The 7873-nt window shown below is 73.8% G+C and carries 4 protein-coding genes; 2 read left to right on the plus strand and 2 right to left on the minus strand.

The features are described from left to right. Together ADL22_RS17280 and ADL22_RS17285 are read right to left on the minus strand one after the other, a co-directional pair. Positions 1–2832 carry a stealth conserved region 3 domain-containing protein gene (locus ADL22_RS17280; protein WP_066979786.1) on the minus strand — a complete coding sequence of 944 codons (2832 nt, stop codon included), beginning with the start codon at positions 2830–2832 and terminating at the stop codon, positions 1–3. Further along, complete coding sequence (locus ADL22_RS17285; protein WP_066979789.1) at positions 2832–3827, minus strand: hypothetical protein; 996 nt, start codon at positions 3825–3827, stop codon at positions 2832–2834. The genes ADL22_RS17280 and ADL22_RS17285 overlap by 1 nt, the downstream gene beginning before the upstream one ends. A 283-nt stretch (positions 3828–4110) precedes the next feature. On the opposite strand from ADL22_RS17285, the gene ADL22_RS17290 reads away from it, so the two are divergent. Further along, the gene (locus ADL22_RS17290) at positions 4111–5940 is read left to right on the plus strand and encodes a stealth family protein (RefSeq protein ID WP_079064216.1); all 1830 of its coding nucleotides are present in this window, start codon (positions 4111–4113) and stop codon (positions 5938–5940) included. A gap of 19 nt (positions 5941–5959) precedes the next feature. After that, positions 5960–7873 (plus strand): PIG-L family deacetylase (locus tag ADL22_RS17295; protein WP_066979791.1); only part of this gene is annotated, 1914 nt, incomplete at its 3' end.

The raw sequence follows: 7873 nt of genomic DNA on the forward strand, positions 1-7873 counted from the left end.
TCAGCCGCGTTCGAAGGGCGAGCGGACCGGGAAGTACGCGCCGAGGAAGGCGCGCAGCACGCGGTCCTGCTCATCGGCGGGCACCTCGGCGTCCGCCGACTCGCCTATGCAGAAGACGCTGTGGCTGCGGCTGGCCAGCATCCGGCTGAGCCGGGTGTGGTGCGCGTAGTTGCCCGCGTTGACGAACGAGCAGGAGATGCTGCCCGGGGTGGAGCGCCCCGTCAGGTAGCCGTAGTGGTGGTGCAGGGACGAGGCGACCGACAGGTCGGTGGTCGCCCGGAAGCGGCTGGCGGCGGTGGCGGTGATCTCCGCGGGGAACTTCTCCGCGAGCTCGGCCAGGACGCTGCGCCGCAGCGGGTGCGGGGCGTGCAGGAAGCCGTGCGTGGCGGTGCGGCCGAACTCCCGCTGGAGCAGGGTGCGGTTGTTCTTCGCCGCGGCGAAGTAGCCCTCGTCGTCCTCGGACAGCTCACTGGGCGGGACGGCGGTCGGCGAGCGGAAGAAGTGCGCCGTGCCGTTGCTGTCGAAGAACGACTGCGGGGTGAGCGGGCGGCCGAGGAACACGTCGTCGTTGAAGTAGAGGAAGTGCTCCGACAGGCCCTCGATGCGGTGCAGCTGGCTCTCGATGGCGTGCGAGTTGAAGGTCGGCAGCAGCTCCGGGTCGCCGAAGATCTCGCGGTGGCTGACGACCTTGATGCCGGGCTGGGAGGTGTCCAGCCAGGCGGGCGTCTGGTCGTCGGTGACGAGGTAGATGGTGCGGACCCAGGGGGCGTACATGGCCAGCGACCGCAGGGAGTACCGCAGTTCGTCGCGGTTGCGGAAGCGGACGTCGCCGCTGTCCGCGCCGCCGTCGGACAGGCCCGCGGCGCGCTTGGCGGCGTCGCGGCGCTTGCGCCACTCCGGGTCGGTGTCGTCGACCCAGGTGTAGACGACGTCGATGGGGAAGGTGACGTCCCACATCAGGGTGTCGGCGAAGCCGGCCTTGGTGGGGTAGTCGCGGTCGCCCACGCGCAGGGTGGCGTCCGGCTCCAGGGAGGGCAGGCGCGGGCCGAGGAGGGTGGAGCCGCGGGGGGCGGCGCGCCAGCCCGGCTGCTCCTCGTCCGGGCCGTTCTCCGCCCAGAACTCGACCGTGCAGCCGAACGCGGGGCCGTAGCGCAGGGTGCGGCCCTCGGTGGTCAGCGGCTTGAAGACGCGCAGGCCGGCCACGTCGCCGGCGTCCCGCAGCCGTTCGGCGAGCACCGCGCCGGGCGCGGCGCCGCGCGGGGTGATCAGCTCGGCGTAGACGGGCTTGCCGTGGAGTTCGGCGGCCAGCGCCTCCAGGACCTGCGGGCGGCGCTCGACCTCGACGGCGACGCGGTAGGACGTACCGCCGTCGCGGAGCAGCACATACGGGATCTGATGGGCCGTCAGGGCGTCGGTGGCCAGCTCCAGGTTCCATTCGGCCATGCGCGGGGCGAGGACGTCGTCGCGCACCTCGGCGAGCCGGCCGGCCGAGCGGACCAGGGACCCGGTGCGGTCCTGGGCCTGGAGCAGGACCTCGCGGGCCTTCTGCTCGTCGGCGGAGCCGGACAGCACGCTGATCGGCGCGGCGACGTTGAAGCTGCGGCTGCCGCCGGCGGCGATCCGGCGGGCCACGCGGTCGGCGCGGTCGGCGAGCCGGCGCGGGTCGTCGCGGCGCGCCACCAGGCGGGCGAACAGCTCCTCCCACTGCCCGGTGATCTTCTCGGCGCCGAACCGCTCGTGGACGCCCTCGCGCGCGGCCTTGCCGTACGCGCGCCGGGTCTCGTCGTCGGACATCAGCTTGTCCATGGCGACGGCGAGCGAGTCCTTGTCGCCGGCCGGGACGAGCAGGCCGTCCACGCCGTGCCGGATGATCTCGGCGGGGCCGGTGACGATGTCGTACGCGATGACCGGGACGCCGGCGGCGAAGACCTCCAGCAGGACCAGCGGGAACGCCTCGTTGCGGGACGGCAGCAGGGCGAGCCCGGCCTTGGCCCACTCGTGCTCCATGTCGGAGGAGCGGCCGAGGAGTTGGACCCGGTCGTGCAGCGCGAGGCCGTCGATCATACGGCGCAGCCGGACCTCCTGCGGTCCGTCGCCGAAGATCCGCATCGTCCAGTCGGGGTGCTGGTCGGCGAGGGAGGCGAACGCCTCGATGGCGTGGTCGAGTTGCTTCTCCGGCGTCATCCGGGCGGCCAGCACGATGGTCTTGCCGTCGAGGTCGGAGCGCGGGCGGAAGCCGCTGGGCACGGCGTTGGGGACGACGGCCAGCTCGGGGGCGGCGGCGCCCAGCGAGTCGGCGAACCAGTCGTTGGTGCGCTCGGTCAGGGAGACCAGGGCGTCGAACCGGGGCGCGTAGACCAGCAGCGGTTCACCGGAGACGTCGCGCAGCTGGGAGGCGCGGTGCTCCTGGTGGACGGTGACGACGCGGGCGGGCACCAGCTCGGCCGCGGCGGCCATCAGCGCGGGGGTGGTGGTGACCAGGACGTCGGTGTCCAGGGAGCCCAGCGCGGCGGCCATCTCGATGTCGGTGAGCCGGTCGAAGGTGGACTCCCAGGCCGGCTTGATCAGTTCGCTGGGCAGGGAGGCGAGCGTCCGGCACGCCTGCTCGTCCAGGCCGCTCTCGCGCACCGGGCGGCCGTAGGGGCCGGTGCGGTCGACGAGGTAGCGGCGGGGGATGGCGCGGCCGGCGGTGAAGAACGGTTCGTCCCGGGTCTTGAGGACGCTGAGGACCTCGACCTCGTGGCGCGGCGCCAGATGTGCCGCCTGGGTGTAGGTGGCCATCTCGGTGCCACCCATCTCGTCGCCCCAGGTGAGCAGGAACGTGATCTTCATCAGGCGGTTTCCTCGGAGGTGGTGAACGGAGCGCAGCTGACCGCGAAGGTGCCGGCCGCGGAGAGGTGGGCGTGCACGCGCAGCAGCGTGCCGTCCTCGGTGGCGATGGTCCGGAAGGGCGTCCGGAAGACCTTCTTGGGGCGGCGGACGTCGGTCAGCCGGCGGGCGAGCTTGAGCCGGGTCCGGCCGCGGCGCAGCTGGACGTCCCACATGCGCTGGGCCCGGGCGCCGCGGGCCATGGCGGCCAGCGGCACGTCGAAGGTGAAGCGGTCGCCGTCCCAGACGGGGGTGGCGGGCACGGCGGTGGCGGAGCCGCGGCGGACCGCCTCGGCGGTGTACTCGGCGGCCGGCCCGGCGGCGGCGAGCAGCCGGCCGTGCACGGTGACGCGGTCCCAGTGCAGGTCGAAGCCGAGGAGTTCGGCGTGCTCGCGCGGCCCGGTCACCTTGAGCATGGCGTGGCCGTCGACGGACCGCACGGGCCGGAACGTGGCGCCGCTGGTCGTGCTGGGCGGGCTGGGCAGCGTCGGGCCGTCCCCGGCCGGGGCGTCGGGGGAGGCGATCCCGCACCGGGTGGTGCGGCCGCGGGCGTCGGTGACCGCGACGGTCATCCGCCACAGCCCGCCGTCGAGCCGGGGGCCGGACAGGCCGGCGTCGTCGTAGCGGGTGTGGCGCAGCGGCGCGGTGGCGGTGAGCAGGAGGGTGCCGTCCGGCTGCGGCTCCTGTTCCAGGGGGACGCTCTGCTGCCGGCCCCGGCGCTCCAGGACGAGGCGGGCGGCGGTGACGCCGGCGGCGGCGCGGGGCCAGGCCACCGCGACGTTGAGGGTGCGTCCGGAGAGGACGGAGAGGTGCGCCGGGCGCAGGGCCGGCAGCGGGCGGGCGCGGGCGCTGAGCGCCGGCACGGTGTTGATCTGCTCCACCCGGCGGCGGACGCGGCCCGCGGTGCGGCGGGCCCGCTTGACCGCGGCCACCGCGTGGGACAGCAGGGCTTCACTCATGGCGCTTCGTCATCTCTCCTCCTGGCCCGGTAGCCGGCGCTCAGTGTCGAGCAAGGGCGGGGCATCGGCCAAAAATTCGACGGATTAACCCCACACATGTGACGTGAATCACCAGCGCCCCGCGCATCCTTCTCGCCGTGTTCGCCCTCTTATGCGGCGATCGGACAAGAAGAACCCGGTGTTCATTTACATTTCATACTAAAGGTAGTGTCCCGGTAAATTTCCGTGGAGAGAGGGCCTTCCGCCCTCCTGGGACCGGGGGATTCAGGACGAAATGAAGCAGATGGAGAGCGCACGGCCCGCGGAGCAGGGTGCTGCGGCAAGCGGAGTCGAGCGCAGGCCGCGGGCGGTCGGTGCGATACCTGGTGGCGACGGTGGCGTCAACACCGAAGCCTCACCGGTGGTCGCCGTCTACCGCAAGGTCTTGCCCAAGAGTGTGCGCCGGGCGATAGCCAGTCGTTACTCCCCCGAGATGCGGCGGAACGTCAAGCGGATGGTCAGCGCCGCCGCGGTCGGCCACAGCGTGCAGCGGCTGGGCACCGCCGGCCTCGCCGCGCAGCACCGCGTCCTGGTCCAGGCGTCGCAGGGCGTCGTGCTCTCCGTCGACGGCCGGCCGCGGATCGCCTGCGTCGAGGAGCGGCTCTCCCCCGAGGCGGCCCGGCGCGCCAATCTGGGCGCGGTCACCGCGGCCCTGGAGCACGCCGGTATCGACTACTTCTGCGTCCGCGGCCAGGAATCGGACGGCACCCGGGTCGCCGTCGCCGCCGAGGACCGAAGACACGCGCTCAGCGCCCTCGCCGACCTGTGCCGCACGCTCCCGGTGTACTTCGGCCCGCGGGGCCAGGAGGGCGGCCGGGTCACCCCCGCCTACCGCCCGGCCGCCTGGCAGCGCTACGCCAAGGCCGCGTCCCTGTGCCTGTTCTGGTACCGCACCGACCCCGGCCACCGCCTCGTCCTCGGCCCGGAGCACGGCTGCGTCATCGAGTTCTGGCCGCGCGAGGGCGACCGGCTGACCGCCCCCCGGCGCAACGCCATCACCGACTCCGTGCCCGCCGGCGGTCCCGGCATCCGTGTCCCGGCCACCACCTTCACCGCGCCCGACGGCACCCGCGAGTCCTCCGCCCTGACCGTGCGCACCCGTGAGGAATTCACCACGGCCGTACCGCAGGACATCACCTTCCCCATCGACGTCGTCTACACCTGGGTGGACGGCGCCGACCCGGCGTGGCAGCGGCGCCGCGCGGAGTTCTCCGGCACCGCCTACCACGAGGAAGCGGCCAACGCGGCGCGCTACGCCAACCACGACGAACTGCGGTACTCCCTGCGGTCGCTGGCCATGTACGCCCCCTGGGTGCGCACCATCTACCTCGTCACCGACGACCAGACCCCGGCCTGGCTGGACACCTCCCAGCCCGGCATCAAGGTCGTCAGCCACCGCGAGATCTTCGCCGACCCCGCGCTGCTGCCCACTTTCAACTCGCATGCCATCGAGAGCCAACTGCACCACATCGATGGCCTCTCGGAGCACTTCCTCTACTTCAACGACGACGTCTTCCTCGGCTCCGAGCGCTCCCCGCGGGACTTCTTCCTCGCCAACGGCCTGACGAAGTTCTTCCCCTCCCCCGCGCTCGTCCCGCTCGGCCCGCCGTCCCCGGACGACGTACCGGTCTCCATCGCCGGCAAGAACAACCGCGCCCTCATACAGGAGCGCTTCGGCACCACCCCGGTCAGCAAGATGCGCCACGTCCCGCACGCGCTGAGCCGGAGCGTCCTGGCCGAGATCGAGCGGGAGTTCGCCGAGCAGCACCGCGCGACCGCCGCCCAGCGCTTCCGCAGCGGCACCGACATCTCCATCCCCTCGTCGCTGTACCACTACTACGCGTTCCACACCCGGCGGGCGCTGCCCGGCGAGGTCGAGTACATCTACCTCGACGTCGCGCACCCCAACACCGCCAACCGCCTGGACCGGCTGCTGCTCAAGCGCGACAAGGGGGTGTTCTGCCTCAACGACACCCTCTCCACGGAGGACGACATGGAGCGGAGCACGGCGCTGCTGCGGCCGTTCCTGGAGGCGTACTTCCCGGTGCCCAGCCGCTACGAACTCCCCTCCTGACACCCACAAGAGAGCCCCCGTGCGCCCACAGCCCACCCGCCGCAGCCTCGTCGCCGGCCTCGTCGCGCTCACCGCGGCGGGGTGCAGCGGCGCACCGTGGACGGCCTCCCTGCCGGCCGGCCGCGGCGGGGTGGCCGCCGCCGACGACGGCCGGAACGGCAGCCGGGTCCTGCAGATCCTCGCCCACCCCGACGACGACCTGTACTTCATGAACCCCGAGGTCCAGCAGACCCTCGGGGACAACGACCAGATCGTCAGCGTCTACGTCACCTGCGGCGAGACCGGCGGCGTCAACAAGGTGCCCGGGCAGCCCCGTCCGAAGCCCGACCTCGCCGCCTACGCGGGCGCCCGCCGCCAGGGCCTGCGCCAGGCGTACGCGCTGATGGCGACCGGCGACCCGCACGCCCGCTGGGACGTGGCCGCGTCCACCCTGCCCGGCGGGCTGACCGTCGAGGTGGACACCCTGGCCGGGCACCCCGGCGTCCAGCTCGTCTTCCTCGGCGTACGGCAGCACTACGGCACCGGGCACGGCCGCAAGCGCGGTCTGCGGGACCTGTGGGCGGATCCGGCGATGGCCACCGCCACCCTCGTCAGCACCGGCTCCCCGGTCCGCACCGCCCAGCCGGTGACCCGGGCCGGGCTGATCGACGCGCTGACCCAGCTCCTCCAGCGCTACCGCCCCACGCTCGTACGGACCATGGACCCCGATCCGGACATGCAGGTCCACGACCGGCTGCACCGGCTCCACCACGACCAGCGCGGCTACTCCGACCACCCCGACCACACCGCCACCGCGCTCTTCACCTTCGCCGCGCTGGCCCGCTACCAGGGCCCCGGGAACGGCCGCCTGCACGCCGTCACCGCCTACCGCGGCTACTACAACGAACGCTGGCCGGACGCCCTCCCGGACGCCCTCGTCCGCGCCAAGGCCGACGTGCTCAACGCGTACGGCGGCGCGCCGGGCACCTGCGACTTCTCGGCCGGCTGCGGCGACTACGACGTCGGCCGGGACCGCTCGTACCGCACCGGCTGGCTCCAGCGCACCACCCTGCGCTACCCCACCGCCGCGCCGCAGGCCCAGCCGGGCCCGGACGGCCGGCTGGCCGCGTTCGCCGTCCTGGCCGGACAGGCCGTCTCCTGGCAGGAGACCGCGCGGGCGAGCGGCACCTGGTCGGCCCCCAAGTCCCTGGGCGGCAACGGCCTGCTGCCCGGTCTGCGCGCCGTCCTGACCGGCGACGGCCGCTGGCAGCTCTTCGCCGCCCGCATCGCGGCCCTCGGCCCCGCCGCGCGCGAGAACCGCCGCGAGATCGTGATGACCGAACAGCCGCGCCCCGGCGCCGCGTTCGCGCCGTGGTCCTCGCTCGGCACGCCCGACCGGGACCCGGACCGCGGCCGCCGGGTCGGCGGTCCCGTCGTGGCGCGCGGCGGGGACGGTACGACCTGGCTGTTCGCCCGCGACTGGGCCAAGTCCCCCGCGGCCCGGCGGCGGCGCGCCGACGGCGGCTGGGACGACTGGACGGCCCTGGAAGCGGCCGAGGTCCAGGAGGGCCTGTCCGCCGCCACCGACAGCCGGGGCCGGGTCCACCTCTTCGGCGCCGGGCACACCACCGTCCACCACTGGCAGCAGGACCACCCCGGCGGCCCGTTCGCCCTCCGCCCCACCGGCCTGCCCACCCCGGCCGACCCGCCCACCGCGCTGGCCCGGCCGGACGGTTCGATCCTGCTCGCCTTCCGCGCGGCCCCGTCCGCCCGCCCGCTGCTCTACCGCCTGGACCCCGACCGCGGGACCTGGCACGACGAACGCCCCGGCCTGGACGCCCGCGGCTACGGCGTCCTCGCCCTGCACCCCGTCCGCGACGGCGTCCTGCTCGCCGCCCGCGACAACTCCGGCACCACCGCCGTCGCCACCCTCACCACCCGCCGCCACGACTTC

The sequence above is a fragment of the Streptomyces sp. NRRL F-4489 genome, assembly GCF_001509485.1.
GTDB lineage: Bacteria > Actinomycetota > Actinomycetes > Streptomycetales > Streptomycetaceae > Streptomyces.